The sequence below is a fragment of the Xenorhabdus taiwanensis genome (genome assembly GCF_036512875.1).
Lineage (GTDB): Bacteria > Pseudomonadota > Gammaproteobacteria > Enterobacterales > Enterobacteriaceae > Xenorhabdus > Xenorhabdus taiwanensis.
In genome coordinates, this window is the sequence record NZ_AP028978.1 from 1,633,477 (window position 1) to 1,659,628 (window position 26,152).

A 26,152-nucleotide genomic window follows, 5' to 3' on the forward strand; every position below is an offset into this window, starting at 1 on the left:
ATAGGGGCTTATTTTTTGGTAAGTTTATCCAGTTGAGCTTCTACTTTGGCTAATCTTTTAGCTATAGATGGTAGCTCATCATCTGGGATTTCGTGTTTCATATGAACCCAATGCTCAATAGCTGCAACCATTTCAGCATTTGCTGAACGCCCATTAATATCAGCCAAGTTATTGATTTCATCTTTTAACTCAACAGGTAATCTCAGATTAACCTGCGGGTTTTTATATGGCCTTTTAGACACAACTACCTCATTTTTTCTGGTTTTCATACATCCGCTTAACGGTTTCCATAAATAACTCTTTGAATTTGTCTGATTCAAGCTGCGCTAGTTCATCTATGTTTTTAGGTTTTGTTTCTTCGTCAATAGCGGATTGCAATATCATGTTTATTTCAGAGTTCATGGAACGACCATTTTTAGCAGCTCTTTCTTGAATTTTTTCTTTTAAATCATCAGGTATTCTAACCCCAAGAGGGGTAATGCTTCTCATTCCTTTCATGTTAGCTACTCATTGACAGTATTTGGCATCACAGTGTAGCTAAAAAAACATTGACGAAATACGGTCATTGTATTAGCTTTATGACTACACCTTAGCTACACGGATGATGATATGAAAATTAGAGAAATACCACCTCTTGGACTAAGAATAGAACCAGAGTTAAAACAGGTCTTGAAAGATGTAGCGAAAAAAGAAGGGAGATCTCTTAACTCAGAATTGGTTCAGCGACTCAAAAGAACATTGCGTGAAGATGGACTTATAAATGCCTAAAATGGTGAAGCCCCAACTATTACGAGTAGTCAGGGCTTCGAAATTGCCAGAAATCTTGAGGAAAACTGACATGACTAGTATAGCAATTAGCAAAACGAATAACACCAATCAGTTAACTTTCCGTAACACTGTGTTTAATCCAATATCCCATGCAAACAAAATTTGGTTTACTGCGGTTGAATTGGCGAAGGCTCTTGAGTACAAAAAGTCAGATGCCGTTACTCAGATTTATGAGCGCAATTCCGATGAGTTTACCTCAACTATGACCGAGACCCTCAAATTGAGTGTCTCGAAGAAATCAAAGGGTTGCGAAGATAATTTACAAAAGACGGTACGAGTTTTTTCTCTTCGTGGTGCTCACTTAGTTGCCATGTTCTCAAAGACAAGTGTTGCCAAAGAGTTCCGAAAATGGGTATTGGACATACTGGATCGAGAAGTTGAGAAAGATAATTCAGTAACAACTAAAACCACAGTCCAGCAACGGAACCCATTAAAGAACGCTGTTAATCTTCTGGTGAGCAAGAAAGGCATTATGTATCCAGAGGCTTACTCACTGGTTCACCAAAGGTTCAATGTAGAGAGTATTGATGAGCTGACTGTTGAGCAGTTACCTTTGGCTGTTGAGTATGTTCATAAGATGGCATTAGAAGGTGAATTGTTATCAAAAGAAGAATTACCTGCACCAAAAATACAGTCGCAATTATCCAATGATGAGCTGATTACCCTGTGTTGGTCATGGCACTACTTAATGATGTGCCGTTCTGTTATAGAAGATATCTACCCACTTTTAGATGTAGCAGAACACAAACTGGCTAAGAAATTTTACTCAATACCAAAAGAAACTGCGTATAACTCTGGGATGGTGCAATCAATACTGCAAAGATTGACTGCACACCTTGAACCAAGCACTTTTGATAATTCTCGAATTCTAAATAATCTCAGACGGGAATCATTAACAAAATAAACAGTAAGCCAAGGATGGCTTCATGAATTTCTTGCCCAAACCGACAGGATACGTAACATGCCTGTAGCCAGCGTGAATAATAAAACCGATATCACTATTGGTGACATTAATGTAACCACAACTTCTAACACAGTAAAAGGCACTGTATCGGATGCAGGACAAGCGGCTAGAGAAAGTTTGTCTCAAATAATCCCATCTATGGGATAAGGGAGGCGTAATAGCAACTCTGCTTTTCTGTATCTTATTTATTCAGAAGGATTATAATTAAATCAAGTTTACTGGAGTCTGAGGTGATGAATGTTTGGGAAAATTGCTTGTATAGCTATCTTATTTGCTTCAATGGGAGCCATTGCTGATAACGGAGTTTATGTTAGTGATAATGGCAAACTTGATATTCGTAATGGGAACTATTTTTGTGGTATTTATCCAAGTGGGATATTAAGCAATTTTAAAGAATTCCCGTCCGGCCATTTCCCACGGGCTATGTTAAGAATTGAGCAAGATGAAGAGGGAAAATATCTAGTTACGGATCTTCATCCAAACATACCGATAAGTGCAAAACCATCCCCATCTTGGGGAAGCTTTGCCGCAACGGTTAAGCTTGAATCTAATAGCAATAACTCTGTGAAATATAAAGAGTATGTGAACGATAGTAACTATGCATTCCTTATAGGCAGTGAAAAGCTGGGTATGATGGCAATTTTAAGCACAGATGACGCATTTAGCCCTATAAATGCAGTGTTAGGTAAGTGCGAAAGAATGAATAGTTACTAAACAGCCCCATTGGGGGTTTTACTATCCAAACTCTCCAGTTATACGCCATTGACTTATATGATAAGAGTGCTATTATCATTCCATGCATACACCAATGGCGTACTGAAACATGATATTCATTGAGACCTCTATATTCACCGAAGACTGTAAAGAGCTGTTAAGTGATGATGAATATCGCGAGTTTCAGCAATATCTTGCAGACAATCCCGCTTCGGGTGATGTTATCCAGCACACTGGGGGCTTACGTAAAGTCAGATGGGCGTCCCAAGGTAAAGGTAAGCGTGGTGGTGTACGTGTTATCTATTATTACAAGGTAGACGTATCCCATATTAGGCTGTTATTGATTTACAAAAAAGGCGTCAAAGACGACCTCAGTGAATCAGAAAAAAAAGTCCTGAGAGCATTAAATGAGAGGTGGTAACAATGGATAACAAATTATTTTCCAGACTCACTGAAAGTATGGCGCAAATGAATGAGATTATTGATGGCGAGCGTGCGCCTTCTCGTGAAACCATCATTGAGGCAGTGAAAGTAAAAAGCATTCGCCAGGCAACAGGGTTAAGTCAATCAGGGTTTGCTAAGTTGATTTCTGTTAATGTTGGAACCCTTCGTAATTGGGAGCAAGGCAGGAGAGAACCGACAGGCCCAGCAAAAGCTTTGTTGAAAGCGATAGAAAAAGATCCTGTCAATGTTCTGAAAGCGTTATCTATGTAATTAGCCCCTTACGGGGCTTGTTTGTGATGAGTTTTGTCTACCCATTCACACTTTCTAAAATGCTGATCAAATAATCAGTAACACCTAGTATTGACTCGGTGGTTAAATGTAAAAAATGTTTAATATTGGGTGGTGCTATGGAAGTTAAAGAGAAAATAGCGACAGTATTTCGTACTCTTGTACCAAGTAAGAACGTAAAGCCTAATTCATTAATTCCAATAGTTACAAAAGTGGTGGATGGCTTTCCAGATATTCAACCTCTATATACGATGGTGTGTTTGGTTGGGTTAAACAAGAAACAATCCTATCGACTATTCATAGATATTCTCCATAATGGAGAGAGTTGTGTAAAATTTCATGAAAATCCTTATGGTGGTGAAGGAGAAGAGTTCACCGTTGAAAATATCAAACTACCGGAAAATCAAGTTTCTGTTAGCTTTAATGCCGTATTTGACCAAATAGAGATTCCTGAACCGGGCATCTATGAAATAAAGGTAAGGTTAAGCAATAAAGAAAACCAAATACTTGATGAGAATTCTTACTATTTTGATGTTTTTGATAAGAAGGATTACGGAAGATGACTGCACAGAGACGTTTAGCGCTTGTCAGTAACGACATTCTGACCGAGAATGAAGGTAATGTATCTCACTGTAAGGATGGCGGAGATGGTGGAGGTGGAGATATGGAAACTAGAGTGAAAAAGCTAGAAGAAGATGTACATTCCATTAAAGTAGATCTAGCTGTCATTAAATCCAATTATGCGACAAAAGAAGACATCTCATCAGTGAGAATTGAGGTGCACAAAGCCATTGCAAATCAAACTAAGTGGATGGCAGCCACAATGCTTGGGATAGCGGCTGCTGCTATGGCTATTGCAAAACTGATTTTTTAATTCTCACTGAAATTCTATATAACTCTTTGATTATGCTTAATTGTTCTGATACAGAATAATTAGTACTAGGATTTAGACCCGAAGCCCCTTATGGGCTTTGTGTCTTTGTAAAGCCCTAACGTAATTCAAGGTGAAAAAGTATGACTTTTGAACAACGAAAAGCGCGTGCTATTGCCATCATGGAAAGCAAAAAAATGTGGCGTAGCAACTATGCTCCCCCTTTGCTACGCATATTATGGAGAATGGGCTTCAAGATACCACCATTCCCTTTTGCCTCATTTTGGCAAATTGCGATACCAGCGGGAATATGGTTCGCGCCTGCGTGGGGGCTTATTATGTGGTTTTTGGTTTGGCAACATGAGGGTATGTCACCCGCTCTTGCCATTATTCCAAGTATCTCTGCTGGTATTCTTTTTGGTGTACTTATGGCTGCATGTCATCGATGGCGAAAAAAAGTTAACAACTTGCCTGATTGGGATAGCCTAGAGTAAACTCCAGTAAACCATAGTCTGAGTAAAGCCCCTTACGGGGCTTTTTTGTTGGATTCTTCATCATCAGAATTAGATATTTTAAGTAAGTTTTCTATTTTCTGAAGGCTGAGCGCCGCCTCTTTAAGTAAGGCTAAAGTTGTTGTTTTCTCCTCAGATGGATTTCGAGAAAGAATTGTGTGGGTGACACTACTGGGAATGGCAATGCCAAATCCAGTACTACCTGAATCTTTTTTAAATCCAATTGAAAACTTTAACATTTCAATGATTTCAGAATTCATTGAACGTCCGTTCTCTTCTGCAATTTTGGCTATTTCATCCCGCATTCCATCAGGGAATCTGACGGTAAACTTATCTTGTGTTTGGCTTGGATACTTACTCATAACTGTTACCCTAAAAATGTACTTAAATAAGTATAGTGGCTACTTGACTTTATAAGCAATGGTGCTAAATTACCTTTAGAGGCAACTAGACTTTAGAGTCAAATAGCCTTCGCATGTAAAAAGGAAACCATATGAACACGAATTTAGATACAAGAAAGAAAACCGAAAAGATGCAGTTAAGGACAACGGAGTTCTTAAAAGATCAGGTCTGTAAACTGGCTGATAAAGATGGAATTTCTCAGAATTCAGTGATTAATCAGGCGCTAGCTTGGTATGTAAATGAGAGAGTCAAGAGCATGGTGTAGCGGGTGCTAGAAAAATAAATAAATATTCTTGTTTTATAAATTGAAGGTTCTGTAAGTTGCCAGATAAGAAATATGAGAAAGAGGAAATATTATGTCTCATAAAGGCGAAACCTCGAAGGGTGCCACCAACGAGGCTTCAATAACGTTAAATATGTACAAGGAAAATAACGCTATGAAAATTTTAGCACCGACAACACAAGCTGTCACTATGTCAAGTATTGACTTCTTAAATGACATTATTAATCCGGCACGTATCTTTGCTGGAGAAAAAGAAGTTGAGAATCGTCATTTTATTACACGTATTGAAGACGAACTGGATGATTTGGGGGTCGCGGAAAACTTTTACGTGACCACTTCTCAGGGCGCAAAGCGTAAGGTTAAAGGCTATAACCTGACAATGGAGCAAATGACTCTTGTTGGTATGCGTGAATCAAAAGCCGTTCGTCGCTCTGTTCTGGAAAAATTGAAGCAACTGGAAAAACCAGCCGTTGACCCAATGGTTGCACTCAATGACCCGTCTTTCTTGCGTAGCACTTTGCTGACCTACACAGAAAAAGTTATCGAGCTTGAACATCAAGTCGAAGAAATGAAACCAGATGTTGCAGCACTGGAACGTATCGCAAAATCAGACGGTTCTATGTGTGTTACTGACGCAGCGAAACAATTACAGGTGCGTCCAAAAGTTTTATTTAGTCTCTTGAGTGAAAAACACTGGATTTATCGTCGTGTTGGTGTGGAATCGTGGATTGGTTACCAAGACAAGATTCAGACTGGTTATCTTGAGCATAAAATGACGATTGTTTATAAGCCAGATGGCAGTGAGAAAACCACAACACAGGTTCGTGTAACTCCGAAGGGTATTTCCAAACTGGCGAAGATGTTGAGTGTGGGTAAGGCAGCTTAAGGATTGAACACAAGGGCGTGATCAAATACTGATCTATTTAACAGAATCGGCCAATCTAACAGTGATTGCTAGGGTTAACAATATGTATTTACTCGTATTGCGTGTGTAAATGATTGAATCTTCGAAGTGCTTCGCAATTCACGGCCAATTACCTTTACATAACGTTACAATTACGCGATAAATACTGTCGCTCTCAAACGGCGAAGCCCCCAACTACTGGTAATAGTCAGGGGCTTCTTATAAACGTCTAGTACCATTCCAAGGAAAATAGACATGTCTATTATAGCAACTAAAAGCGTTAGTAAAACCATTAACGTTCCATTTTATGGCGCAGATCTCTATGTCGTTAATTATAACGGCGAGCCGTATGTACCAATGAAGCCCATTGTCGATGGCATGGGATTAGCGTGGGAACCTCAGTTACGCAAACTAAATCAAAGGTTTGCTAAAGGTATGATCAAAATGGTGATACCTTCTCTGGGTGGCGCTCAAGAGACAGTTTGCCTTGCATTCAGAAAATTAGCCGCATGGTTAAGCTCAATCAGTCCCAATAAAGTTAAAGCATCAATCCGTGATAAAGTCATTCGGTATCAGGAAGAGTGCGACGACGTGCTTTATGAGTACTGGACTACGGGTGAGGTTAAGGCGAAAACCACAACCCAAGACCGCACGCCTCTTCGCGGTCTGGTTAATACCCTGATGGGTAAATATGGAGTCAGTAATAAAAAATTGTTCCAGATGATTCACCATGAGTTCGGGGTGGGTCATATAAATGAGTTAACCAACGACCAACTTCCATCTGCGATAGAGTATCTGGCAATTAAAGCGATTGAGGGTGAGTTTTTGGGGAAAGAAACCTTACCCGCGCCAGAAGTTAAGCAGCAGATATCTGATGACGATTTACAAAATCTTTGCTGGTTATGGCAACATTCCATCAATATGGCTCGCTATATGATTGACGTGGAGCCCATACTCAAGGTAGCTGAGCATAAACTAGCTGGTGAATATTATTCATACCCTCGCAATGCCATAAAATGTGCTAATAGCGTAAGGCGAATACTGGAAAAAGCAACGGAGCATATTCAAGTTGGTCATGCTCCCAATGATTAGATCTGTTATGAAATATAGTATTCACGTTCAATGAACGTACCTACCACTTTGTCATGCATCTCTTCGGATTTGGAATAACCTATTGTTTTTCTATTCAGCCTCTTTATCCGGATACGAAGCGTAAGATGTGTTCTCTCGATACGTTGGGTAAATTTCTTTCCCGTGAGGTGTTTTTCCTGAGGCAGGCAATCGTAAACGGCATAATCATCTGTACAGTAAAACCGGATAGTAAAAGGAGACAAGAGTGCCAGCAGCTTTTTCAATGTTTTCCTGCTGCGATCCCCAAACACATGTGCCACTACCCGTTTCTTATTCGGCTCCCAGGCATACCAGAGCCAGCGTTGATTTTTCTTATTACCGACAAATGACCACTGCTCATCTATTTCACAGACAAGATGAATCTCACTGCCCGCAAGCGGCAGCGTAGTCACTTGTCTTGGTGTGAGTTTTTTAATGTGCGAATGACGGTGTTAATGCCGACTTTCAGAACCCGAGCCGTGTCCCTGACACCGGAGTTATTCACTGCCATATCAATAATTTGCTCTTTCACGCCGGGATAACAGGCTTGATAGGCATAATTCAGTTGAAAGGTTTTACGGCAGGCATAGCAGTGATAGCGGGGATGACCAGTACGCCCTTTTCCATGCCCTTTAACCTCTTCTGTTTTATGACAGTAACGACAAACCACATCAACTTTAGCCATCTCTCACCCCATAATAAAAAGCAGGGAGTTTATCACAAGATCTAATCATTGGGAGCATGACCTTCAAGTTAAACCTGTTCAAAAGGATAATTGGAAGGTGCTACACAAACTGAGAATTCCAAACTGTCCATTTTAATTGTGAGCCAAGGATGGCTTTAATTTCGAAAGAGGTTATTTTTTACCCATAAAAGTTGATAATAGGTATTCATTGAATTACAATTGAATGACAACGTCATTCAATGAGAGATATTATTATGGCTACAAACCAGCTAGTACAAACCCGTATTGACGGTGAAATTAAAGCAGAAGCGGCTGCTGTTTTGGCTGCGATGGGACTGACTGTATCGGATGCCGTCCGTATGATGTTAACGCGAGTGGCAAGAGATAAGGTATTGCCGTTTGAGCCTCTGATACCAAATGAGACAACAATAGCCGCAATGAAAGAAGCTCGCAAAGGTGGCGGTAAATCATTTTCCTCAGTTAAAGATTTAATGGCTGATCTCAATGCGGTCATGCTCCCAATGATTAGATCTGTTATGAAATATAGTATTCACGTTCAATGAACGTACCTACCACTTTGTCATGCATCTCTTCGGATTTGGAATAACCTATTGTTTTTCTATTCAGCCTCTTTATCCGGATACGAAGCGTAAGATTTGTTCTCTCGATACGTTGGGTAAATTTCTTTCCCGTGAGGTGTTTTTCCTGAGGCAGGCAATCGTAAACGGCATAATCATCTGTACAGTAAAACCGGATAGTAAAAGGAGACAAGAGTGCCAGCAGCTTTTTCAATGTTTTCCTGCTGCGATCCCCAAACACATGTGCCACTACCCGTTTCTTATTCGGCTCCCAGGCATACCAGAGCCAGCGTTGATTTTTCTTATTACCGACAAATGACCACTGCTCGTCTATTTCACAGACAAGATGAATCTCACTGCCCGCAAGCGGCAGCGTAGTCACTTGTCTTGGTGTGAGTTTTTTAATGTGCGAATGACGGTGTTAATGCCGACTTTCAGAACCCGAGCCGTGTCCCTGACACCGGAGTTATTCACTGCCATATCAATAATTTGCTCTTTCACGCCGGGATAACAGGCTTGATAGGCATAATTCAGTTGAAAGGTTTTACGGCAGGCATAGCAGTGATAGCGGGGATGACCAGTACGCCCTTTTCCATGCCCTTTAACCTCTTCTGTTTTATGACAGTAACGACAAACCACATCAACTTTAGCCATCTCTCACCCCATAATAAAAAGCAGGGAGTTTATCACAAGATCTAATCATTGGGAGCATGACCTCTCAATGCGGACGACTGATTATACAAGCCAGTTTAAGCGAGATTACAAGAGAGAAAAGAAAGGCCGTCATCGTGAAACTCTGGATGACGCACTTATGACGGTGACTGAATTACTGGCCTCTGATAGCTTGCTGGAACCGAAATATTGTGATCATGCCCTTTCTGGTGATTGGAAGGATTTTCGAGACTGTCACATTAAACCTGACCTGATATTGATTTATCAGAAGCCAGACGCTGACGTATTGCGTCTTGTCCGACTTGGTTCTCACTCAGAACTTGGCTTATAGCATTTTTTGACAGAACAGAATCAACTTGAATATAACCCGCCCGCGCGGGTTTTTCATTTCTAACGCCGCTTAAGTGCGGTTTTTTTACATCCAAAAAACGAGGTGCGCCATGTTTGGAATGCCAGAATTACCCAAAATGCCAAATATCCCTAACTGGAAGGGGATTCCTGACGCCGCAATGGATGCAGGTATTAGTTTAGGCGGTGCTGCATTGATAAATAAGCTGTTTGGTAATTATTGGGGGATCTTCAATCAATACGGAATCCCCCTTTTACTGGCCGATAGCGTGATATCACTGCAATACCAGAGCCAGTATCGGGTCGTCAGTGCGCCGATAGAGAACGGCTCTTTTGCCACTTACAACAAAGTTGGAGAGCCATATAAAGTCACTGTGCAACTAAGTAAAAGTTCTGGCGGAACGCTAGAGCGAGGTGCTTTCTTGTCCCAGCTTGAAATTTTGGCTAAAAGCACCCTGAAATTTCATGTCGTCACACCTGAATTCGTCTACACCAACGCAGCTATTGTGGGATATGACATCGCAAGGGAAGCCAAAGATGGTGCGACGCTGCTTAAAGTGAACCTTCACCTCGAAGAGGTTAGGGAAGTGAAAATCAAGTATGACAAGGAGGAAGTCAAGAATCCCGATGATGCCAAGAAAAAGGATACGGGAGACCAGACATCAAAAATAGAGGCGCAAGTGAATGACATTTTGGATGAAATTTTAGACAACGGAAAGACAAAATTAAAAAAATTAGGGGATTTTGCAAGTGAAGCTAAGGGGGTTATTCAAGATGTTTGGAACAAAAGCGAGAAATACCTAGACATGGCGAAGCAGCAAATGGGGGGAGGGCTATTTTAATGCTTATCGAGATCGCTGTTTCCCCCATTCCTAACCAGACAACCTCATTTTCTATTGGTACGGATTTAATCGATCTGACACTTGAAACTCGACTAGGAAATATATTCGCCACAGTAAAGCAAAATGGTGAATATCTGGTATGCAATCGTATTTGTCGGAATCTTACCTATATATGCAGGTGGCTAGTATTTTTGGATATAGAGGGTAATACCGATCCTGAATATTCCGGCCTCGGTTCCCGTTATAAATTGGTATGGAATGATGAAATTTAATAGAAAGACTATTCGAATTACTCTCACCCTCTCAGGCAAAGACGAATCATTCACCTCCAGCAATCAAAATAAACTCTCTTCAACCGGACTTCGGGTCAGCGCTGAGATTAACTATGGTAATGGTGCCATTACGCCTCATGCTCGCATCAAGGCTTACGGGTTGCCAATGGAGACGATGGAAAAATTGCTGCGCATCAAATGGAATGAAATAACCGCACTGCGCAATAACGTAACAATTGAAGCAGGCGAGGAAGGTGAAGAGTTATCACAAGTTTTTAAAGGCGGCATTACTTTTGCCTATCCCGATTTTGGTGATGTACCTAATGTGGCACTGGTGATTGAGTCCCAGACTGCTGTACTGGATAAAATGATGGGCGTTGATGCCGAAAGCTACGAGGGTGATCACGATGTTACCGCTCTTATGGCAAGCATCTGTAAGCGCATAGGCTATACTTTTGAGCCTAATGATGTCAGCGTCAGCGTATCCGATCCGTATCTGCACGGTACTGAAATCGAAAAAATCCGGCAACTGGCCCATGCCTCCAATCTGGATTTGTATATTGAAAATAAAAATATTGCGGTTACCCACAAAGATTCCCCCCGACGAACATTAAAAATCCCGGCTATCTCACCTGAAACAGGATTAATTGGTTATCCGGTTCCAACCATGATCGGCGTCCAATTCAAATGTTTCTATGACCCGCTGGTGAGGTTCGGTGGCATCGTGCGAATTGCTGGCAGCCAGATAAAAATATGTAATGGAGACTGGCTAATCTACGGTATCAGGACGATTTTAGAAACCGAACAGGATTCTGCGCAATGGTTCATGGAAGTTTCAGCCAGCCGGAGGGGGGATAAGAATGTCGCAATCAAAAAATGAACGGGTATCATTATACGATCCGCAAACTACAGCGGGCGGCGCTCGCAGTCAGGAAGCTATCATTTGGTCGCTCATTGGTAAAATAGGTACAGTGACAATATGTAGGGTGGAGAAGGTTAAGGGCGGTGGCGTCGCCCCTGTGGGTTATGTCGATATCCTGCCACTGGTGCAACAAGTGGATGGCGCGGGAAATATCTATAACAACTCGGTTATCTACAATGTGCCGTATTTCCGGTATCAGGGTGGCGCAAATGCGGTGATTCTCGACCCGAAAGTAGGTGATTTAGGCATTTGCCTCGTCTGCACCCGTGATATATCAAAAGTGAAGCGAGCTAAGAGTTCAGTCCCACCTGAGAGTAAACGGCGATTTGATTGGGCTGATAGTCTGTATATTGGCGGGCTATTGAATGGCACACCTAGCCAGTATGTTCATTTTCTGGATAGCGGCATTAACGTTGTTGCTACAGGGGTAGTGAATGTTAAAGGTACAAAGATCATTTTAGATGCACCAGTAGAGACAACCAGCACCATTCAGGCCAAGAGCGATATCACCGATAATACAACCACTAATTCCCTATCAATGGCGGGAATGCGAACAGTCTACAACAGTCATACTCACCACGATAACGGGCAGGGTTCGAATACCAGCCCGCCTAACCAGAAGGCGTAATCATGCGGACATTATTTCTAATGCCTGCCACATGGGATCTCACTCTCGATGTGGCGGGGAATATTGCTATTGCCTCAGACCAGTACGCCAGAGCGCAATCGGTGGCTAATGCCTGTCGGGTGTTTGTGAAAGACCTGTATTACTCGCAGGCGACAGGGATACCCTATCTGGAGGAAATACTAGGCAAAAACAGATACTCACTGGCGATGTACAGAAAAAATCTGGAGGATGCAGCGATGTCAGTTGAGGGGGTGGTTTCTGCCACAGCGGAACTGAGTACAGCCAATGACAGGATTGTGCGGGGCAGGATTAAATTCACTGATATTGACGGACGGGAGGGGACGATAGAATTATGATACCAAAATTACAAATCACGCCAAAGGGGATACTGGCACCCCCCACACAGGAGGTAATTGACGGCTGGTGGCAGGTGCTTAAAGGGTGTTTCGGTGAAAATCTCAATACTGATATGAAAACCCCACAAGGTCAGCTAGTTACGACACTTACCGCAATTATCACCGACGAACGCAACTTCTTTATCAATCTCCTGAACAGCTTTGACCCTCGTTACGCTGACGGCATGATGCAGGATGCACTGGGTTATATCTATTTTCTACAGCGCCGTCGGGCTACAAAATCAGTTGCTGAGGTCACGATTAACGGACTGGCAAACACTGTTATTCCGGTTGGATTTCAGGTTACTGATGACTCAGGGAAAACATGGAGCACTCAGACAGAGGACAGGATTAATGATAATGGATTGGTAACGGTCAATGTTTACTGTGATGCTGCTGGTAGGATTTCGGCTGCAATAGGCGCAATTAACCGCGTCGTCAAAAATATCAACGGAATTGACTCAGTTATCAATAAATCAGCAGCTATCGTTGGCAGGGATGAGGAATCGCGGCAGGAATTTGAATTGAGACGACAGGAGTCTGTCGCGGTTAATGCTAAAAATACCAATACGGCAACCTATGGCGCGGTATCCAATATCAAAAATGTCATTGATTGTTATGTTGTCGATAATCCAGATGATGAAACTATCACAGTCGGGGTAACAAACTATCCGTTAATCAGGAACTCTATCGCCGTCTCTGTTGTGGGTGGTGATGATAATGAGATAGCGCGGCAGATTTTGGCAAAGGCTGGCTCTGGGTGCTCTTTTGTAGGGAATACAACGGTCAAATATGAGGACACAGATAATTTCCCCTACCTACCGCCTAGTTATGACATTAAATTTATCCGGCCACACCATATTCCTATCGAGTTTATCGTTACGTTTGAGGATAAGCTGGGATTAACGCATCAGGATAAATTGGCTGTTCGCAATGCGATAATGAGTGAGTTCGAAACAGGCAGGGGTAAAGGCAGGATAGCCAAGCGACTGATTGCCAGTGACTATATTTGCGTAACTGCTCAATCAACGCGAGAACGGTTAATGTCGGTTCAAATAGCACGGCGACACAATATGGCAGCCAACTATCTGGATTTCGGTATTGATGAATTTCCTACCCTGTCCATAGATGACATAAGGATTGAGTAATGAAAGATATTCGCGAAACATTACTCAGTCAATACGCCAACAGTCCCACCATTTTTACCATTCTCAACTCAGTTAATGAAACTATCGATCCCAGAGCTAACGTAGATGAATTTTATCATCTGGCGGTCAATGTTCTCACGGCGAGAGGGTTTGGGCTGGATATCTGGGGCAGGATTGTTGGTATTGGCAGGGATTTATCCATACCAGATCCGAATATTGACTATTTCGGATTTAAAGAGACAAATAAATATTCTCCATTTGATCAGTCCCCATTTTTCTCTGGTGGAACCGATATATCTTATATGATGGATGATTCGACATTCAGGGATGTTATTTTAATGAAGGCATTTGCTAATATTTTATATGCAACAGCTACTAATATTAATAAATTTTTAAAATGCTGCTTTTTACGAGGGCGCTCATATTATTTAATAACCGGACATATGACGGCACGATATGTATTTGAATATCGATTATCTGAATTGGAAAAGAATTTAATTTATAATCGTCAGGTATTGCCTCGTCCATCTGGAGTAAAAGTTAGTATAATAGAATTACCATTAGGTGAATTTTTTGGATTTTATGGAACTGGATTTCAACCATTCGGTCAGGCGTCATTTGCATAATAGGTGAATAATGAAAAACCCAAACTTAATACCAAAGCCTTTTGCTCAAAATGGACAAAAGGATGCAATACCTTCTGATTACAAATCAGATTTACCCAACCAAAAAGCGACATGGGACACTGGATTTCCACAGATTACAATGATGCCCGTTACGGCTGGTGGGTTGCCTCCTAGCGGCAGGGATTTTAACGGTATATTTAACCAGATATCCGATAACATCGTTCATTTATCTAAAGGTGGGAAATATAAATTTTCACTGGAGTACGCTAATTCTATTGGCGGATACCCGAGAGGCGCTATATTACAATCTAATGATGAAACAAAAGAATATCAGAGCCTGATTGATAATAACAAAATTGATTTTAATACGGCGGCGATAGATAAAATAAATTCAGCATGGAAACTGGTTAATACAAATAAAATTCTGGATGAATTAAATAAAAAATTCGATAAATCGGATGTGGTTCAATCTGTAGGCGGCGGTATATCGCAGGTAATGAGCCAGAAATCAGTAACTGATGTCTTGAATGCCCGCCTAGAAAAATCCAAGAACGGCGCCGATATTTATGATAAACAGGCGTTTGTGAAAAACCTCGGTTTGGCGGGAACGGTAGACCTGGCAAAAAATGCCTACCCTAAAGCGGGGGGATCAGTCCACGGGAATGTTGACGCAACAGGGTATGTATCAGGAAACGGTATTTATGAGGCAGGTGGTATTCGGGTTTACAGTCAACTCAATAAACCCGCACCCGATGACATTGGTGCTTACCCTAAAACGGGCGGAACCGTCAATGGTAATGTCGATGCGACTGGCTACGTGTCAGCCGGTAAGGTGTATGAAGCGGGTGGGATTCGAGTTTACAGTCCGAATAATCCACAGACCGAGGCGTTGTTAGAGACGAATGGATGGTATCGGGACACAGTGAACGGGGTCATTATTCAGTGGGGCAGTGGCAAATACCGTGATGGCCAATTTGTTAGATTTCCGCGACCATTTACCCGTGTAGTTGGTGCGGTGACGATCAGTGCTAACGCTAATGATGCTGCTGGTTTTGAAGTAGTACTCAGCTATCCTATCTCACTCAATGAGTTTTTTGTGGGTTGTGCTGTTTCTACAGGAAACGCATTTATTAATACTGTTCCGTTGAATTGTACGTGGATCGCGATTGGATATTGAGGTGAAATATGTACGTTTATAGTGCAAAAAATAACGCATTTTACCCCATTGATTGGCAACAATTGTATATTGATGCGGGGACGTGGCCGGACGACGGGGTTGAGGTGAGTGAGGCTGTTTATCGCAAATTCATGACACCGCCAGCGGGAAAAATGTGTATAGCGGGGGATGACGGATTGCCCGCATGGGTGGATATCCCACCGCCAACACCCGAACAGTTGCAGCAACAAGCAGAACAGGAAAAACGCTACTTGCTCAATATAGCCAAAGAGAAAATTGATATCTGGCAGGACGCGGTTGACCTCGACATGGCAACTAAGGAAGAGAAGACCGCACTCCTCGCATGGAAAAAATACCGTGTCCTGCTCAACCGAGTAGACTGTTCGACAGCACCCAACATTGACTGGCCTAAAGCGCCAGAATAACAATCAGGGGCAGCGCGCCCCTGTGACATCCCCGAAGGCACCCGCCTAGATATCCGTGTCCAGATGCCGGCAGATTCGGTGTGGAATGTGAGGCAGGGGGAGGTGGGTGTTGAATCAGATACCAAATGGTCTGAGCAACTGGAGTAATTGGGAGTGATTTACCTAGGTATTATTTCAGCATAATACTCTGATTAGCGCGAATTGTGAATGGATTTTTGAGAACTGCGGACACACTGATTCTGTTAATTAAATGTTAAAATAATACTAAGGGACTTCTAATCCCTTAGTGATTTTCTTCACTATATTGGTTTTTTTTATGTTTGTAACTTGTTGAATCTTTTAGGGTTGAAAACTGGCGTATATAGTGAAAAATAGGATTAACCAATTGATAAATAACGTCATAACAACGATTTTAAAATCCCTCGGCCTTAAGGCTGTGCGGGTTCAAGTCCCGCCCTGGGCACCATACATAAGCTTACTAGCGTCTACTCTAGTAAACTAACTCTTAGAAAGACCTGATAAATCAATCAGGTCTTTTCTTTTTAGGTCTACTCTAGTCTATTGCAATCAACATGCACGGCGGGGCATAATCAGGGGCACCTACACTTCTATTTTAAATGTGCCCCTTATAATGAAACTAAACGCACGACAAATCGAGACTGCAAAACCTAAAGAAAAAACCTACAAACTCGCTGATGGTGGCGGTCTCTATTTGGAGATCACTGCTCGCGGCTCTAAGTACTGGCGCATGAAGTACTATCGCCCCACGGATAAAAAAGAAGACCGACTGGCTTTCGGTGTCTATCCAACCGTTTCTTTAGCCGATGCTCGTACCAAAAGAGACGAAGCTAAGAAGCTGATTGCTCAGGGCATTGATCCCAAAGCCGAGAAAAAAGACGCACATGCTGGGGCAAAAGGAAAACATACCTTTGAAAAAGTCGCCCGTGACTGGCACGCCAGCAACAAACGTTGGAGCGAAGATCACGGCAACCGCATTCTACGCAGCCTTGAACATTATATATTCCCGTATATTGGCAGGCTTGATATTTCCACTTTACGGACAAGCCAACTTTTAGCGCCAATCAAAACCGTTGATGCTGATGGCAAACATGATATTGCCCAGCGATTACAACAACGTATCACTTCCATCATGCGTTATGCCGTCCAGAACGACATTCTTGATTCCAATCCGGCTAATGATATGGCTGGCGCACTTTCCACTGTTAAATCTAAACATCATCCCGCCCTACCTCATGAACGTTTACCTGAATTTTTGAGCCGACTTTCTCGCTATCGTGGACGCTTAATCACCCGTATCGCAGTAGAGCTGACTTTATTAACGTTCGTCCGTTCCAGTGAATTGAGATTTGCTCGTTGGGAAGAACTTGACCTTGAAAAGGCAGTCTGGAAGATCCCCGCCACAAGAAAAGCCATTGAAGGGGTTAAATTCTCTGAACGGGGCATGAAAATGAAAACGGAGCATATTGTACCGTTGAGTCATCAGGCTGTCACTTTGTTCAAATCATTACGCAAGCTGAGCGGTGATTGTGAAGTCATGTTTCCTAACGATCACGATCCACAAAAGGTCATGAGTGAAAGCACGGTTAATAATGCCCTTCGTGGCATGGGATACGACACCAAAACCGATGTTTGCGGGCATGGATTCCGAACAATGGCTCGTGGTGCAATGGGAGAGTCGGGATTGTGGAACGATGACGCCATCGAACGCCAGTTAAGCCACGTAGAAAGAAAAAACGTCAGAGCTGCCTATATTCACACCTCTAAGCATCTGGATGAACGGAGACTGATGGTGCAATGGTGGGCCGATTATCTGGATGCCAACCGCGAAAAACATATCACGCCGTATGATTTTGCTAAGAAACGCCGGAAGTAACATTTATTAATACTTATAATATACTGAATAAAAGATGATTTTTTAGACTTTGTTGGTAGTGCCAACAAAGTCTGCTTTTTATACAACCCATAGTTGTATTATTTCATCTTTAATCTGATAGCCAGCTCAGTGTTAAAAGCAGACATCGCGAACGTTACGGCACGTTAGATCAGATATCTAAAAGCGCATGGTCCGCTTGGGTGGAATACTTACAGAACGACCAAAGTTCTTAGATACTTTGGCTTCGAAATGAAACAGCTTGGTGGCTATACAAACTCTTTTATAGTTATTAGTGAGTTATGCGCCTTTTAGTGGAACACCATGCATATGAGTTGTACAATGTATGTTCATATGTCTAGAAGTCGAGATAAGAAATGCAAGAATTTTGGGAAATCTTTGGCAGTGCACCTTTTGTAGCTATCGCTTGGGTCTGTACAGTCGTCAGCTGCATCTATGCCTTTGTCCAAAAAAGCAATGTGACCAAGATTAAACAGAAATTCAATGATCTAAACATCACGCATAACGAGTTAAAGATCCAGAATACAAATCTTGAACAAAAAATAATCGAAATCGAAAAAAATGATTTTCACGATAACTATCAAGAAGTGCATCAACATGGCCAAAACAATTTTAACCAAGGTGTAATCAAAGGCGACTTTATTTACAACAAATAAGAGCTCTAGGCTTGTCTATGTGTGAAACAAGATTTGACATTCAAAAGATCGAGGGAGACTTCTACAATGTGGGGTCTCCAGAAAACAATGTTGACTCTATTATCAACGTTATCATTGGTGATATTGCATCAGCTAAAGTGAAGATTGACCGCATTGATCGGTCTTTTCCTGCTAATGTTGCTACAAAAATCGACCACAACATGCTTAAAACCAAGCGTCGTATAGTCTTGCAATACAAATCATACTCCTCTCATATTGAAAGAGCCTACACTCTCGCAGAACAAAACATAATCAATGGAAAACAAACAGCGATGGAGTTACTGAACGAAATGTACTGCAATTCGCTAGAGAAGTATGAAGTCGATTCTTTTGAACCAGACATAGCACAAGTACGACAGCACGCTGACAATATCATCAGCGATGTAATCAAGCAACTGAGGAAATTCGTTTACAACTCAGCCAATGTAACTCAATACAAAGAACAAGTAGAAATTGGCCTAAACGTTGTTGTTGCACATGCCTTTGTCGAATGTTGTGTCTTGGAGAACCCTAACAATGCTACCAACTAAAGGTTCTCATCCAGAGATGAATGTGCTCTACATTGGTGGCTTTATTCTGAAAAAGCTTCATGAGTGCAAAAGAGAGCGTATGACGATCACTCAACTAATGAAAGTTGGGGCCAAAGAGCTTTCTGTTTCTGTAGACCACATAATTTTAGCGTTGGACTGGCTGTATATCATTTCTGCTATTGGCTACGATAGCAAAGAGGTTTTTATCAATGAAGCTACTTAGATTTCTCTTAGAGATCGACGGTGAAGAAAGACGAGAGATACCATTTTTCGACAACTTAAACATCATTACAAGCAAAAAGGAATCTGATGCACCTGGCAACAGCGTTGGTAAATCAACTTTAGGAAGAATTCTAGACTACTTGTTTGATGGCTCAATTAACCCTATCTACATTGATGATGAGTTTCAAACACCAAAACAAGAGATTGAACGGCTTTTCACCAATAGTGAAGTATACGTATCACTAGAATATCTAGGTTTAGACAATCAATACAGCGTTATCAAACGTAGACTTTCTACTGATGCAGAGCTACAAAGCTACATTTTGAATGGGCGCGAAGTAACAAGCAAAGAGTACATTTCTCATATCATGGGTAGCATTTTCAACGTTTACTCTGCTAAACCAACGATCAGAAAACTTGCTCCGAAATTCTTTAGAACAACACAACACCGTATGACAAAGACAGTTAACTTTGACAACGGTAGGAACGTTACTAAGTCGGATATCAATACTGTCTTTCTATATTTGTTCAACTTTAATGACACTGAAATACTCAGTAAAGTCCATAGGTTAAAGACCACAATCAGGGGTTATGAAAGAAACCTAAAAGCATTCAAAAGTGTGATTTCTCAAGACAAGATTGTTGGCTCGATATTCAAAATAAAACGAGAAATTGCTAAGTTGGAAAAGTCTCTTTTATCGTCTGAAAAAGGGATCGATAAGCTAGAGATCGTATCTAAAATCAACACGATTGATGATGAGCAAAACTCCTTATCTGATGAAATACTGTCGTTAGATTTAAAGATAAAAAACATCTTCAAAACCAATGAAATACTCAAGAATAATGAACAACATCATTTGCTAGATGAGTTGCAGACAATTTATGAATACGCATCGGTTAAGATAGAATCCACGCTTGAGGATTATCAACAAGCACTTGCGTTCCATGAGCATCTTCTAAGTACTAAGCGTGAGTTTGTTTCTCATGGGCTAGATAAGCTTCAAGAGAAATATGAAAAAGCAACTGTCAAATTCGGTCAGCTAAAGAATCAGAAGCAGAGCCTTTTCGACGAACTTAAGTCGAAAAAGAAAATAGAAGAGATTTCTGACACGATGAAGGAAATTGGCACACTAGACAAAGAGTTAGCCAAGCTAACGGCCATCATCGACAAAAAAGATGACATCGATTCAAAGCTGGTACTTGAAAGACAAAGCTTAACTGAGTTGTCAGGGGAACTGGAAACTGAGCTTAGTAACGTAACCTCTTTTGAAGAGAAATACATCGAAAACTTCAAAGACTACACTCGTTATTTTTATGGTGTTGAGTACAACTTCAGTCTCCATTTAGATCAAGAAAAAGGCGAATGTGCCCCACATGTAGACGATGTGGAGTCAAACAACGAAGGCGGATTAAAGAGACTTGAAGTTGTTACGTTTGATCTAGCATACATCAAGACCGTTTGTGACAAACAAGTTTTGAGGCCTAACTTTGTACTGCACGATTCCATTGATGAAATCGACATTCAACACGTTCGCAAAATGTTTGACGAGTCGATTAAACTATCAGGGCAACATATTGTATCTATGCTGTCTGATAAGCTAGCTCAAGAAGATTACCAGAAGTATAAACGTTACATCATTTTGGAACTATCTCAAGATAACAAATTCTTCAAACTGTAATGCCGCTGGCTGCTAATTTAGCAGCCTTTTCTAGAATGTTACTATTTAGATAGCCAATGATAAAAAACTCAAAATCAGCATGAATAACTCATACTAAACAAGTTCTATGTAAAACCAATGGACAGCAACTCTGACAAACCGACCGCTAGTTTCAAGCTTAACCCTTTACGGATCGTAGCAGTCAAATAATACCGCTAACTAGGCTGGCTTTGTGCAACCGAACTATCTAATGAGCTGTCTTCAAGTAAATCTAGTCGAATGTCATCGGATATCGATTACACAGCTTGAATTGCCACTGCTTTAGTAGCCATTTTTTGCCTGATTAGTGCTGACTTCCGCTCTTCGCGCATAGCTGACTATCAGATTTAGCCGTACCTTTCTACAGAATACTGCCAAATAGAGTAATGGATAAATCCACCATAGTATAACAATCATCATATGGTGATATTTCATCCTTTTTTAAGACTATTTCTTTATGCGGTTCATAAGCTATGAAGAATTTTATGTTCTGATCTTGTCAACGATTTATTTTACCTTTCTTTTGATTGATCTTTATACGAATGATAGTTTTTTAAACTTTTTTGCCCAAGACAACAAAGACCATTTTTCATACAAAAAATAGATAATTAAAGCCCCTCGCTCTGAACAAATAATATATTCCCTTATTTTTCAATTCATTATTAAAAAGCAATCATTATACACATGATTGCTTTTTAATCTTCTGTGCCCGTGGCACACAGGACTATTTTCCATACAGCTAATAACCCGCATTTAATTTTACGAATTGCATAAAGAGTTTACGCTTTCAATTAAACAGAATTTTTAAATAATCCTCTGTCACCAAGTAACGTCTACCAAGGCATCTCAAGGACTCGATAACAGGGGGGTATACATGCCAACAATGACAACATCTAAAGAAAGTCTTATTCGCCTGCCAGAAGTTCAGCGTAGAACAGGCTATAGCAAGGCATGGATCTACAGGCTCATTAAAGAAGAGAAATTCCCGAAACAAGTCAAAATCGGCCCTCGTTCGGTTGCATTTGTTGAATCAGAAATTGATGGCTGGGTAGATCAGCGGATTGCTGAGTCTCGTGCCTGATAAAGTACTGACCTGAATTTTGGCGCATTAGTTCACAATGCAGATAATTCTTTCATTAAGAGATATGCAAGTTTTGCAATTATTATTTGAACAACAAAAGGATAGCTGCATGGAAGCTATCCTCCTAATTAATTGTCGGCTGGTTCAACCCTTGGGTTCAATACCACGTGATTGGAGTTCTTTACGAAGTACACGCTTGATCCAAGTAGCAAGGGAAGCATCACCATCGGTTTTTGCTTGTTCTTCAAGTTGTTGCCTGAATTCTTCCGTCAATCTCATTTGGTATTGGGGAGATCGCTTTTCTTTTTGTGTTGACATGGTAATTACCCAAGGATATTTTAAATTACATGATAATGACCATTTTAATTTTAGTAACCAAATAAAACAACGCCCCATAGTGCTTGCAACACATACAGGGCGTCTGACCAATAACCGTTAATTGGAGTAACGATAATGGCTGATACACAGCATAACCAAACTCGCCCTAAATTTACATCTTTGGATAAATCAGGCAGCCAAAAACCGCTCGAATTTATCCAAACCGTGAAGCAATCCGCGATGTATCATTGGGGGAATCTGTTGCCTGCCTGTGGCATTGAGATCCCAGCAAAGGGTAAACATGGTGCTTGCCCTGTCTGCGGCGGCACCGACCGTTTTCACTTTATTGATGACCATCATCACGGCAACTGGCACTGTCGCCAGTGTGATCTTCCCAACTACGGCGATGGATTGGATTTAGTAGCGAAAACCAACCGTATCTCAGTTTTTGAAGCTGCTAAGATTGTTGCTAACGTACTGGCATTACCTTTGTCAGAACCCAAGTCAGCCAAAGAAACCACTTATCCAGTACAGCCGATTGACGAAAGAGTCGCAGCACTGATGGCGCAGACTGTCGTGGGGCAATCTCCCTATCTGGCTGCAAAGGGACTACAACACCATAATCAACGTTTACTGGAAGATGGTTCCCTATTATTGGCACTGGCAGCGTTAGATAAAAAGGTCACTGGTGCACAGATCATCAAACCTGACGGTGAGAAAAAATTACTGTCTGGCAGCCGGAAGAAAGGCGCATTTATTACTGTATCAGAACTGGAAAAAAATCCCGACACGCTAATCATTACCGAGGGTTATGCCACTGCACTGACGGTTAGCCAACTCTGTAAAGGCACTGTTCTGGCGGCGCTGGATGCTGGCAATTTGTATTCTGTCGCTAAAACCGTTAGGGAGCGTTGGCCGGACACGAAAATTATTCTGGCATCAGATAATGACTGGCATCACCCCGACGAACTGGATAAGAACGGTAAACCAAAGGTAAATATCGGCAAGGTTTCAGCAGAAAAAGCGGCCCTTGCAGTGAATGGTTGGGTTACGTTGCCACCAACGGAATACAAAGCTGATTGGGATGATTATCGCCAGCAACATGGTATTGAGGCAGCAAAGCAGGCATTCAGTAATGGGTTATATCAGGCGGCAGGGAATGTAGCAGTGCCAAACTCTGTAACCACTCATTCAGATGAATACCAAGAGAAAGAATACGATCCGCTAAAACCTCATATCGATATCCGCAAGAATGGAATTTACTGGGTTGAACCGAAAGAACAAGGTGGCGAAATCGTCAAAGTTGAAAAATGGTTGAGCGATTACATGGAAATCGTTGGCATTGGCAATGATGGCAGCGAAGGTTATCTCATTATTAAGCTACGTCAGGAGGGCACAGGACAATGTATTGTTGAAGCGCTTCCGCGCCGTGAAATCGGGATGCCGGTTGGCTGGGCCAGACTGCGTTCGCGGGGAATGAACATCACCGTAAAAAACAGTCTGTTGCCTGTTTTAGCTGAGCATCTGCAACGCAGCGGTGATCGTCGTGAATGGATTGTGACACAGAAAGCTGGCTGGCACTGTGGAGCCTATGTGATGCCGGACGGTGAAATCATCGGCCAGCCTTATATGCCCGTGGCGTTCAGTGGCGGCACATCAGCCATTGCCGGTTATGTGGTCAGGGGAACTTCCGAACAGTGGAAAACGCACGTCGCATCATTGCTGCAAGGCAACCGCTCAATGATGCTGGGCGTACTGGTGGGATTGGCTGCTCCGCTTAACTCGCTGACAGGCGGTAGCTGTTTTGGCGTGCATTTATTCGCCCAATCCTCCGCAGGGAAAACCACCACCGTTGAGGCTGCCAGCAGCTTATACGGTGATCCCGAAGAATTGAAGTTATCATGGCATGGTACTAACCACGGTTTAAACAACGAAGCCGCCGCCCGTAATGATGGTTTCATGCCCATTGATGAAATCGGGCAAAGTTCGAACCCGAAAGAAGTCGCTAACAGTGCCTACAGTTTGTTTAACGGTGTCGGTAAAATTCAGGGAAAACGGGAAGGTGGAAACCGTGCTGTGATACGTTGGAAAATTGCCGCGCTTTCAACGGGTGAGGAAGATTTAGAAACGTTCCTGATAAAAGGCGGGATTACGCCAAAGGCCGGGCAGCTCGTCAGGCTGCTTAGTGTCCCCTTTATTGATACAGAGTGTTTCAATGGCTATGAAGATGGTGATTCCCATGCAAGGGCAATCAAGCGAGAATCTAAACGCTATTGCGGTGCAGCCGGTCGTGAATGGATTTTATGGTTGTCTGAGAATCAGGTTCTGGCAATCGAAATGACCGCTCGTAAAGAAAAAGAATGGCTTGATGGCCTGCCAGAAGAAGCCTCAGCCCAAGTCAAGCGCGTTGCCGTTCGTTTCGCGTTACTGGATGCCGTTGGAGAGCTGGCGACCCATATCACTGGCTGGAGTAAAGAAGCGAGTCACGCCGCGATAAAACAAAGTTTCGATGACTGGTTAGCCGATTTTGGTATCGGAAATCGGGAAAAATATCAGGTAATAGCGCGAACTCGTGACTTTATCCAGAAATACGGGCTGTCACGCTTCCAGCCTTATACCTACGGCAGGCCAAACGGTGATATCGATACCTCACACGCCATGAGAATTAGCGATCTTGCCGGATATCTGGTGCATAACCGCCGTCATGATGGACAGGCGGAATATCACATTATTCCCAGTGTATTTGAAGCAGAGATATTGCAGGGATTACAGAAGAAATCCGGCTTTGAAGCCTTAGAAGAGGCCGGAATGTTGGTTAAAGCGGAGAAAGACCGTTTTATCAGCAAAACCATTTCGGTGAATGGTACTCAGGGGCGGTTTGTGGTGCTGATTTTCAGGGACGAGGATTAACCTCACGTAGGAGAAAAAAACGTTGGGATAAAGGGATATTGGGATAAGAGAGATCTATTTTAATAAATATCAGTTAGTTACATTTATTTAAAATATCCCGTGTTATCCCGCTCTATCCCGTAACGTAGAGTGATTACAAATAAAGCGATATTGTGACAGTGGAGGTTATCCCGGAAAATATTTTTCTCTGGTAGGTTGTAATTAATTGAATTTAAATGATTTTAAAGTGGTGACGCCATGTCGCGGGATAGACTGGGATAATATGGGATAGAGTAACGCAATGAAATATATAATAAATATGTCATTTACCCCGTTATCCCGTGAAAATCTGTGCAGTTATATAAAGATAATCGATAATAACGGTTATGTTTTTTCAGCTCTCCGAGCTACCGGGTAAATGTATTAGCCCGGTAACTCGGAGAAGACAAGCGCAGCGCGTCAGTGTGGTTCTATTAAGCGAGAAACTCTTTCTGACTGGAAATCAGTTTAGCGCCACACTCTGTATGCATTCCCTCTACTGCAATAGCTTTCCCATTATTCTTTAAATTCTCACTGCCTTCGACAATAGGAAAAACTCCCTCGCATTTAGGACATTCGACTAAATCCGTTTCTCCGGCAACGGGAATACCTTTGTAAGTATAACCACCCACAGCAGTAATTACTTTACCACCGTGATCGGTTGTGTCGTTTAATAAAATAACGGCTTTATTTACCATATTTAATCCTATTTCTAAAAAAATCTGGGTTCA

General features: G+C 41.9%; 37 protein-coding genes. 30 read left to right on the forward strand and 7 right to left on the reverse strand.

What is annotated here, in order from left to right; translation table 11 throughout:
• Positions 1 to 8: 8 nt before the first annotated feature.
• Complete coding sequence (locus tag ACE1SE_RS07595; RefSeq protein WP_374053306.1) at positions 9 to 269, reverse strand: Arc family DNA-binding protein; 261 nt, start codon at positions 267 to 269, stop codon at positions 9 to 11.
• Complete coding sequence (locus ACE1SE_RS07600; RefSeq protein ID WP_099116382.1) at positions 250 to 498, reverse strand: Arc family DNA-binding protein; 249 nt, start codon at positions 496 to 498, stop codon at positions 250 to 252. The genes ACE1SE_RS07595 and ACE1SE_RS07600 overlap by 20 nt, the downstream gene beginning before the upstream one ends.
• Positions 499 to 609: 111 nt before the next feature.
• Between ACE1SE_RS07600 and ACE1SE_RS07605 the strand changes: the two genes are divergently transcribed.
• From ACE1SE_RS07605 to ACE1SE_RS07645, 9 genes are all read left to right on the forward strand, one after another.
• Positions 610 to 768, forward strand: coding sequence for an Arc family DNA-binding protein (locus tag ACE1SE_RS07605; protein ID WP_072059788.1), 159 nt, complete (start codon positions 610 to 612; stop codon positions 766 to 768).
• 70 nt (positions 769 to 838) lie between these two features.
• On the forward strand, positions 839 to 1,732 hold the full coding sequence (locus tag ACE1SE_RS07610) for a P22AR C-terminal domain-containing protein (protein WP_374053307.1): 894 nt from the start codon (positions 839 to 841) through the stop codon (positions 1,730 to 1,732).
• A 57-nt stretch (positions 1,733 to 1,789) separates the two neighbouring features.
• Entirely contained in the window at positions 1,790 to 1,939 is a 150-nt protein-coding gene (locus ACE1SE_RS07615) for a hypothetical protein (protein ID WP_374053308.1), read from the forward strand.
• 90 nt (positions 1,940 to 2,029) lie between these two features.
• Positions 2,030 to 2,506 (forward strand): hypothetical protein, encoded by a 477-nt coding sequence (locus ACE1SE_RS07620; protein ID WP_374053309.1) that lies wholly within the window; start codon positions 2,030 to 2,032, stop codon positions 2,504 to 2,506.
• A gap of 109 nt (positions 2,507 to 2,615) precedes the next feature.
• The gene (locus ACE1SE_RS07625) at positions 2,616 to 2,927 is read left to right on the forward strand and encodes a type II toxin-antitoxin system RelE/ParE family toxin (protein ID WP_374053310.1); all 312 of its coding nucleotides are present in this window, start codon (positions 2,616 to 2,618) and stop codon (positions 2,925 to 2,927) included.
• Between the two features lie 2 nt (positions 2,928 to 2,929).
• Entirely contained in the window at positions 2,930 to 3,220 is a 291-nt protein-coding gene (relB, locus tag ACE1SE_RS07630; RefSeq protein ID WP_374053311.1) for a type II toxin-antitoxin system RelB family anti-toxin transcriptional regulator, read from the forward strand.
• Positions 3,221 to 3,357: 137 nt separating this feature from the next.
• Positions 3,358 to 3,801: a hypothetical protein gene (locus tag ACE1SE_RS07635; protein ID WP_374053312.1), complete on the forward strand. Its 444-nt coding sequence runs from the start codon at positions 3,358 to 3,360 to the stop codon at positions 3,799 to 3,801.
• The gene (locus tag ACE1SE_RS07640; protein ID WP_374053313.1) at positions 3,798 to 4,112 is read left to right on the forward strand and encodes a hemolysin XhlA; all 315 of its coding nucleotides are present in this window, start codon (positions 3,798 to 3,800) and stop codon (positions 4,110 to 4,112) included. Before ACE1SE_RS07635 ends, ACE1SE_RS07640 begins: the two co-directional genes overlap by 4 nt.
• Before the next feature lie 140 nt (positions 4,113 to 4,252).
• Positions 4,253 to 4,603, forward strand: coding sequence for a DUF6404 family protein (locus tag ACE1SE_RS07645; protein WP_374053314.1), 351 nt, complete (start codon positions 4,253 to 4,255; stop codon positions 4,601 to 4,603).
• A gap of 32 nt (positions 4,604 to 4,635) precedes the next feature.
• Here ACE1SE_RS07645 and ACE1SE_RS07650 read toward each other — a convergent pair whose 3' ends face one another.
• Positions 4,636 to 4,983: an Arc family DNA-binding protein gene (locus ACE1SE_RS07650; RefSeq protein WP_374053315.1), complete on the reverse strand. Its 348-nt coding sequence runs from the start codon at positions 4,981 to 4,983 to the stop codon at positions 4,636 to 4,638.
• A gap of 131 nt (positions 4,984 to 5,114) precedes the next feature.
• On the opposite strand from ACE1SE_RS07650, the gene ACE1SE_RS07655 reads away from it, so the two are divergent.
• The 3 genes from ACE1SE_RS07655 to ACE1SE_RS07665 all read left to right on the forward strand — a co-directional run bounded on the left by ACE1SE_RS07655 (position 5,115) and on the right by ACE1SE_RS07665 (position 7,302).
• Positions 5,115 to 5,288: a hypothetical protein gene (locus ACE1SE_RS07655; protein ID WP_374053316.1), complete on the forward strand. Its 174-nt coding sequence runs from the start codon at positions 5,115 to 5,117 to the stop codon at positions 5,286 to 5,288.
• A 172-nt stretch (positions 5,289 to 5,460) separates the two neighbouring features.
• The gene (locus tag ACE1SE_RS07660; RefSeq protein WP_338805130.1) at positions 5,461 to 6,192 is read left to right on the forward strand and encodes a phage antirepressor KilAC domain-containing protein; all 732 of its coding nucleotides are present in this window, start codon (positions 5,461 to 5,463) and stop codon (positions 6,190 to 6,192) included.
• Positions 6,193 to 6,465: 273 nt separating this feature from the next.
• A complete protein-coding gene (locus ACE1SE_RS07665) occupies positions 6,466 to 7,302 on the forward strand; it encodes a phage antirepressor N-terminal domain-containing protein (protein WP_374053317.1) in 837 nt (278 codons plus the stop codon).
• Between the two features lie 5 nt (positions 7,303 to 7,307).
• Here the strand turns inward: ACE1SE_RS07665 and ACE1SE_RS07670 are convergent.
• Positions 7,308 to 8,005, reverse strand: a protein-coding gene (locus ACE1SE_RS07670) for an IS1 family transposase (protein WP_374053318.1) whose coding sequence is annotated in 2 segments (ribosomal slippage) — positions 7,308 to 7,756 and positions 7,756 to 8,005 — 699 coding nt in all. Because the reading frame shifts where the segments join, the coding sequence is not laid out codon by codon here.
• Positions 8,006 to 8,259: 254 nt separating this feature from the next.
• On the opposite strand from ACE1SE_RS07670, the gene ACE1SE_RS07675 reads away from it, so the two are divergent.
• Positions 8,260 to 8,568, forward strand: a complete 309-nt coding sequence (locus tag ACE1SE_RS07675) for a type II toxin-antitoxin system RelB/DinJ family antitoxin (RefSeq protein WP_374053319.1) — start codon at positions 8,260 to 8,262, stop codon at positions 8,566 to 8,568.
• Here ACE1SE_RS07675 and ACE1SE_RS07680 read toward each other — a convergent pair.
• Positions 8,540 to 9,237 (reverse strand): IS1 family transposase gene (locus tag ACE1SE_RS07680; RefSeq protein WP_374050839.1). Its coding sequence is split into 2 segments (ribosomal slippage): positions 8,540 to 8,988 and positions 8,988 to 9,237, totalling 699 coding nucleotides; the frame shifts between segments, so codons are not numbered across the junction. The genes ACE1SE_RS07675 and ACE1SE_RS07680 overlap by 29 nt on opposite strands.
• Before the next feature lie 67 nt (positions 9,238 to 9,304).
• On the opposite strand from ACE1SE_RS07680, the gene ACE1SE_RS07685 reads away from it, so the two are divergent.
• From ACE1SE_RS07685 to ACE1SE_RS07760, 16 genes are all read left to right on the forward strand, one after another.
• Positions 9,305 to 9,586 (forward strand): type II toxin-antitoxin system YafQ family toxin, encoded by a 282-nt coding sequence (locus tag ACE1SE_RS07685; protein ID WP_187653572.1) that lies wholly within the window; start codon positions 9,305 to 9,307, stop codon positions 9,584 to 9,586.
• A 109-nt stretch (positions 9,587 to 9,695) separates the two neighbouring features.
• Complete coding sequence (locus tag ACE1SE_RS07690; protein WP_374053320.1) at positions 9,696 to 10,445, forward strand: phage baseplate protein; 750 nt, start codon at positions 9,696 to 9,698, stop codon at positions 10,443 to 10,445.
• Entirely contained in the window at positions 10,445 to 10,717 is a 273-nt protein-coding gene (locus ACE1SE_RS07695) for a phage baseplate plug family protein (protein ID WP_374053321.1), read from the forward strand. The genes ACE1SE_RS07690 and ACE1SE_RS07695 overlap by 1 nt, the downstream gene beginning before the upstream one ends.
• Positions 10,704 to 11,597, forward strand: coding sequence for a baseplate hub protein (locus ACE1SE_RS07700; RefSeq protein ID WP_374053322.1), 894 nt, complete (start codon positions 10,704 to 10,706; stop codon positions 11,595 to 11,597). Before ACE1SE_RS07695 ends, ACE1SE_RS07700 begins: the two co-directional genes overlap by 14 nt.
• Positions 11,578 to 12,267, forward strand: a complete 690-nt coding sequence (locus tag ACE1SE_RS07705) for a phage baseplate protein (RefSeq protein WP_374053323.1) — start codon at positions 11,578 to 11,580, stop codon at positions 12,265 to 12,267. Before ACE1SE_RS07700 ends, ACE1SE_RS07705 begins: the two co-directional genes overlap by 20 nt.
• A 2-nt stretch (positions 12,268 to 12,269) precedes the next feature.
• Positions 12,270 to 12,623, forward strand: coding sequence for a hypothetical protein (locus ACE1SE_RS07710; protein WP_374053324.1), 354 nt, complete (start codon positions 12,270 to 12,272; stop codon positions 12,621 to 12,623).
• Complete coding sequence (locus ACE1SE_RS07715) at positions 12,620 to 13,810, forward strand: baseplate J/gp47 family protein (protein ID WP_374053325.1); 1,191 nt, start codon at positions 12,620 to 12,622, stop codon at positions 13,808 to 13,810. The genes ACE1SE_RS07710 and ACE1SE_RS07715 overlap by 4 nt, the downstream gene beginning before the upstream one ends.
• Entirely contained in the window at positions 13,810 to 14,436 is a 627-nt protein-coding gene (locus ACE1SE_RS07720; protein WP_374053326.1) for a baseplate wedge 1 family protein, read from the forward strand. The genes ACE1SE_RS07715 and ACE1SE_RS07720 overlap by 1 nt, the downstream gene beginning before the upstream one ends.
• Positions 14,437 to 14,446: 10 nt before the next feature.
• Positions 14,447 to 15,613: a gp53-like domain-containing protein gene (locus ACE1SE_RS07725; protein WP_374053327.1), complete on the forward strand. Its 1,167-nt coding sequence runs from the start codon at positions 14,447 to 14,449 to the stop codon at positions 15,611 to 15,613.
• 8 nt (positions 15,614 to 15,621) lie between these two features.
• The gene (locus ACE1SE_RS07730; protein WP_374053328.1) at positions 15,622 to 16,038 is read left to right on the forward strand and encodes a tail fiber assembly protein; all 417 of its coding nucleotides are present in this window, start codon (positions 15,622 to 15,624) and stop codon (positions 16,036 to 16,038) included.
• A 631-nt stretch (positions 16,039 to 16,669) separates the two neighbouring features.
• The gene (locus ACE1SE_RS07735; RefSeq protein ID WP_374053329.1) at positions 16,670 to 17,932 is read left to right on the forward strand and encodes a tyrosine-type recombinase/integrase; all 1,263 of its coding nucleotides are present in this window, start codon (positions 16,670 to 16,672) and stop codon (positions 17,930 to 17,932) included.
• Between the two features lie 374 nt (positions 17,933 to 18,306).
• Entirely contained in the window at positions 18,307 to 18,606 is a 300-nt protein-coding gene (locus ACE1SE_RS07740; RefSeq protein WP_086110642.1) for a hypothetical protein, read from the forward strand.
• Positions 18,607 to 18,674: 68 nt separating this feature from the next.
• Positions 18,675 to 19,175 carry an ABC-three component system protein gene (locus ACE1SE_RS07745; RefSeq protein WP_374053330.1) on the forward strand — a complete coding sequence of 167 codons (501 nt, stop codon included), beginning with the start codon at positions 18,675 to 18,677 and terminating at the stop codon, positions 19,173 to 19,175.
• Positions 19,162 to 19,398, forward strand: coding sequence for an ABC-three component system middle component 6 (locus ACE1SE_RS07750; RefSeq protein ID WP_374053331.1), 237 nt, complete (start codon positions 19,162 to 19,164; stop codon positions 19,396 to 19,398). Before ACE1SE_RS07745 ends, ACE1SE_RS07750 begins: the two co-directional genes overlap by 14 nt.
• A complete protein-coding gene (locus tag ACE1SE_RS07755) occupies positions 19,385 to 21,076 on the forward strand; it encodes a DUF2326 domain-containing protein (RefSeq protein ID WP_374053332.1) in 1,692 nt (563 codons plus the stop codon). Before ACE1SE_RS07750 ends, ACE1SE_RS07755 begins: the two co-directional genes overlap by 14 nt.
• An 892-nt stretch (positions 21,077 to 21,968) precedes the next feature.
• Entirely contained in the window at positions 21,969 to 22,175 is a 207-nt protein-coding gene (locus ACE1SE_RS07760) for a helix-turn-helix transcriptional regulator (protein ID WP_374053333.1), read from the forward strand.
• Positions 22,176 to 22,319: 144 nt separating this feature from the next.
• On the opposite strand, the gene ACE1SE_RS07765 is transcribed toward ACE1SE_RS07760, so the two are convergent.
• Positions 22,320 to 22,493, reverse strand: coding sequence for a hypothetical protein (locus tag ACE1SE_RS07765; protein ID WP_167366726.1), 174 nt, complete (start codon positions 22,491 to 22,493; stop codon positions 22,320 to 22,322).
• A 135-nt stretch (positions 22,494 to 22,628) separates the two neighbouring features.
• Between ACE1SE_RS07765 and ACE1SE_RS07770 the strand changes: the two genes are divergently transcribed.
• The gene (locus ACE1SE_RS07770; RefSeq protein WP_374053334.1) at positions 22,629 to 25,403 is read left to right on the forward strand and encodes a DUF927 domain-containing protein; all 2,775 of its coding nucleotides are present in this window, start codon (positions 22,629 to 22,631) and stop codon (positions 25,401 to 25,403) included.
• Positions 25,404 to 25,855: 452 nt separating this feature from the next.
• Here the strand turns inward: ACE1SE_RS07770 and ACE1SE_RS07775 are convergent, their stop codons facing one another.
• Positions 25,856 to 26,119 (reverse strand): PAAR domain-containing protein, encoded by a 264-nt coding sequence (locus ACE1SE_RS07775; protein ID WP_374053335.1) that lies wholly within the window; start codon positions 26,117 to 26,119, stop codon positions 25,856 to 25,858.
• Between the last annotated feature and the right edge of the window lie 33 nt (positions 26,120 to 26,152).

Excerpts from the sequence above, each read along its gene's own strand:
- ACE1SE_RS07775 (WP_374053335.1), bottom strand. The coding sequence starts at position 26,119 with ATGGTAAATAAAGCCGTTATTTTATTAAACGACACAACCGATCACGGT.
- ACE1SE_RS07665 (WP_374053317.1), top strand. The coding sequence starts at position 6,466 with ATGTCTATTATAGCAACTAAAAGCGTTAGTAAAACCATTAACGTTCCA.
- ACE1SE_RS07740 (WP_086110642.1), top strand. The coding sequence starts at position 18,307 with ATGCAAGAATTTTGGGAAATCTTTGGCAGTGCACCTTTTGTAGCTATC.
- ACE1SE_RS07640 (WP_374053313.1), top strand. The coding sequence starts at position 3,798 with ATGACTGCACAGAGACGTTTAGCGCTTGTCAGTAACGACATTCTGACC.
- ACE1SE_RS07765 (WP_167366726.1), bottom strand. The coding sequence starts at position 22,493 with ATGTCAACACAAAAAGAAAAGCGATCTCCCCAATACCAAATGAGATTG.
- ACE1SE_RS07690 (WP_374053320.1), top strand. The coding sequence starts at position 9,696 with ATGTTTGGAATGCCAGAATTACCCAAAATGCCAAATATCCCTAACTGG.
- ACE1SE_RS07755 (WP_374053332.1), top strand. The coding sequence starts at position 19,385 with ATGAAGCTACTTAGATTTCTCTTAGAGATCGACGGTGAAGAAAGACGA.
- ACE1SE_RS07750 (WP_374053331.1), top strand. The coding sequence starts at position 19,162 with ATGCTACCAACTAAAGGTTCTCATCCAGAGATGAATGTGCTCTACATT.
- ACE1SE_RS07635 (WP_374053312.1), top strand. The coding sequence starts at position 3,358 with ATGGAAGTTAAAGAGAAAATAGCGACAGTATTTCGTACTCTTGTACCA.
- ACE1SE_RS07605 (WP_072059788.1), top strand. The coding sequence starts at position 610 with ATGAAAATTAGAGAAATACCACCTCTTGGACTAAGAATAGAACCAGAG.
- ACE1SE_RS07760 (WP_374053333.1), top strand. The coding sequence starts at position 21,969 with ATGCCAACAATGACAACATCTAAAGAAAGTCTTATTCGCCTGCCAGAA.
- ACE1SE_RS07660 (WP_338805130.1), top strand. The coding sequence starts at position 5,461 with ATGAAAATTTTAGCACCGACAACACAAGCTGTCACTATGTCAAGTATT.
- ACE1SE_RS07625 (WP_374053310.1), top strand. The coding sequence starts at position 2,616 with ATGATATTCATTGAGACCTCTATATTCACCGAAGACTGTAAAGAGCTG.
- ACE1SE_RS07600 (WP_099116382.1), bottom strand. The coding sequence starts at position 498 with ATGAAAGGAATGAGAAGCATTACCCCTCTTGGGGTTAGAATACCTGAT.
- ACE1SE_RS07655 (WP_374053316.1), top strand. The coding sequence starts at position 5,115 with ATGAACACGAATTTAGATACAAGAAAGAAAACCGAAAAGATGCAGTTA.
- ACE1SE_RS07615 (WP_374053308.1), top strand. The coding sequence starts at position 1,790 with ATGCCTGTAGCCAGCGTGAATAATAAAACCGATATCACTATTGGTGAC.
- ACE1SE_RS07705 (WP_374053323.1), top strand. The coding sequence starts at position 11,578 with ATGTCGCAATCAAAAAATGAACGGGTATCATTATACGATCCGCAAACT.
- relB (WP_374053311.1), top strand. The coding sequence starts at position 2,930 with ATGGATAACAAATTATTTTCCAGACTCACTGAAAGTATGGCGCAAATG.
- ACE1SE_RS07645 (WP_374053314.1), top strand. The coding sequence starts at position 4,253 with ATGACTTTTGAACAACGAAAAGCGCGTGCTATTGCCATCATGGAAAGC.
- ACE1SE_RS07700 (WP_374053322.1), top strand. The coding sequence starts at position 10,704 with ATGATGAAATTTAATAGAAAGACTATTCGAATTACTCTCACCCTCTCA.
- ACE1SE_RS07650 (WP_374053315.1), bottom strand. The coding sequence starts at position 4,983 with ATGAGTAAGTATCCAAGCCAAACACAAGATAAGTTTACCGTCAGATTC.
- ACE1SE_RS07770 (WP_374053334.1), top strand. The coding sequence starts at position 22,629 with ATGGCTGATACACAGCATAACCAAACTCGCCCTAAATTTACATCTTTG.
- ACE1SE_RS07685 (WP_187653572.1), top strand. The coding sequence starts at position 9,305 with ATGCGGACGACTGATTATACAAGCCAGTTTAAGCGAGATTACAAGAGA.
- ACE1SE_RS07675 (WP_374053319.1), top strand. The coding sequence starts at position 8,260 with ATGGCTACAAACCAGCTAGTACAAACCCGTATTGACGGTGAAATTAAA.
- ACE1SE_RS07725 (WP_374053327.1), top strand. The coding sequence starts at position 14,447 with ATGAAAAACCCAAACTTAATACCAAAGCCTTTTGCTCAAAATGGACAA.
- ACE1SE_RS07620 (WP_374053309.1), top strand. The coding sequence starts at position 2,030 with ATGTTTGGGAAAATTGCTTGTATAGCTATCTTATTTGCTTCAATGGGA.
- ACE1SE_RS07710 (WP_374053324.1), top strand. The coding sequence starts at position 12,270 with ATGCGGACATTATTTCTAATGCCTGCCACATGGGATCTCACTCTCGAT.
- ACE1SE_RS07720 (WP_374053326.1), top strand. The coding sequence starts at position 13,810 with ATGAAAGATATTCGCGAAACATTACTCAGTCAATACGCCAACAGTCCC.
- ACE1SE_RS07595 (WP_374053306.1), bottom strand. The coding sequence starts at position 269 with ATGAAAACCAGAAAAAATGAGGTAGTTGTGTCTAAAAGGCCATATAAA.
- ACE1SE_RS07730 (WP_374053328.1), top strand. The coding sequence starts at position 15,622 with ATGTACGTTTATAGTGCAAAAAATAACGCATTTTACCCCATTGATTGG.
- ACE1SE_RS07715 (WP_374053325.1), top strand. The coding sequence starts at position 12,620 with ATGATACCAAAATTACAAATCACGCCAAAGGGGATACTGGCACCCCCC.
- ACE1SE_RS07695 (WP_374053321.1), top strand. The coding sequence starts at position 10,445 with ATGCTTATCGAGATCGCTGTTTCCCCCATTCCTAACCAGACAACCTCA.
- ACE1SE_RS07735 (WP_374053329.1), top strand. The coding sequence starts at position 16,670 with ATGAAACTAAACGCACGACAAATCGAGACTGCAAAACCTAAAGAAAAA.
- ACE1SE_RS07610 (WP_374053307.1), top strand. The coding sequence starts at position 839 with ATGACTAGTATAGCAATTAGCAAAACGAATAACACCAATCAGTTAACT.